General features: G+C 56.4%; 1 protein-coding gene. It reads right to left on the bottom strand.

Annotated elements, in window-relative coordinates:
* Positions 1-177 precede the first annotated feature (177 nt).
* Positions 178-1,583, bottom strand: a 1,406-nt coding sequence (locus H7C86_RS36860; protein WP_220463519.1) for a DUF3732 domain-containing protein, incomplete at its 5' end; no start/stop codon positions are given.

Here is a 1,583-nt window from a genome sequence, read left to right as displayed (position 1 = left end):
TTCTGGGGCTGATCCGTTATCGTCGGTGATGCGTTGACCTATTGAGACCAAGATCTATTCTCGACAAAGAATTACGCTTCACCCAGTGGTCCTGAATTGATGGGGCATGTCGACGATCCTGATGACTACGATCATCGGGCCGGTTTCACCCTGCGAAGGAGCGGGGGAGCCTCGCGATCAGTCGGATGCGGTAATCCAATCCAGAGGAACCAGCCGTACACCGTTCCGCCACTCGTGCTGGACAGCGTCTTGAAACCATTGTTCATCGAGATTTGCATGGTCACTGACGATGATCTGCATTCGCGGTGCGAGCTCCTCTACAACGTCACGCATCACGGTGAACAAAGCCAGCACGGCTGTACGGTCCGCATCGGCAACTTGGCCGGTATTCTTTGCAGCATCGGATGGGTAGTACGCCTGGGTCGGCTGGTCCAACATTAGGAACCTCGGCACAGGTCTTTCGTTCTCCACAAAAAACTTGTGAAGCGCCAAATGGGTTGCAAGATGGTAGCCAATCCAGTTGGCTGCACACCCGATCGGCGAAAGTGGAAGCGGGCCCGAACTGGTGTCGGTAACCACTGTCAGTGCGGAAAGATCGAGGCGGACACCATTTTCGACATGCTCAAGATTTAGCCGCTGGGCGTATTCGGTCATCGTGCGACCGATGACGTTCAGTCGAGAGTGGAGCTCTTCGCGCTGAGAATCGCCATCCATTTCGTCCTCTAGCCTGGAAACACGTCGAGCCGCGTCAGTAACAGTGTTGCGCAGCCTCTTCAAGGACGAACTTGCACCGGTTTCGATGACAGTCAGATACGCATCGATCCTCCCCCGTGTGTAGTTCCTCGTCGCGGCAGCATTTTGTTCCAACTGTGCAACTTGGTCAGCCGCGTCAAGTGATTCAACAGCCGTTTGAATAGCTGAAAGTTGGCCTCGAAGTTGATCTGCCTCCGTCTCCAAGCCCGTAATCGCCTGGCGACGTGACTCTGGTGCCATCTCTAAGGCAGTCAATTGCGTACGTAGACTTATGAGCCGATTGCTCAGGTCAGATATGGCGGGGTCAGGGACGTCTAGATTGTTCCCACAGACCGGACACGCTTCTTCACGGGCGCTCCCGCTATCTTCCATGTGGGGTAAGAGGTCGAGACTGGTCATTCGACCGGCATGCAGTCCAACTGCTTCCGTGAAATCCCGTTCCGCGTCGCGGCGGTCAAGCAATAAGGCACGACTATCCATTACGTCTGCAAGTTCAGCGCGCAGTTCGTCACGTCGACGATTTATCTCGCGACGACGGTCCTGCGCTATGACGGGATCGTCCGTCCTGATCGGAGCCGCAACTCCCTGTGTGCCACTGTCGGCTGATTGCCTTTGTGGGGCACTTATTTGTAGGCGGCCGGCTTGGAGCGCCGCCACGATGTTGTCGCGCTCAGTCAGGTCGCTGCTTTCCACCAAACCGACTGCATATGCTTCTGTGAGTAACCCTCGAAGCGCACTATCAACCGACGCGGCTTCCTGCTCCGCTGTTGCTAACTGTAGGAGGAACGGACGTTGGTGACGCGGTGCCGGCGGTAAGCGGCGGGCGGTCG

The organism is Rhodococcus sp. UFZ-B548, from assembly GCF_903819475.1.
Lineage (GTDB): Bacteria > Actinomycetota > Actinomycetes > Mycobacteriales > Mycobacteriaceae > Rhodococcus_F > Rhodococcus_F erythropolis.
Note: the sequence above shows the minus strand (reverse complement) of the source record. Positions and strands in the feature narration are given on the sequence as shown.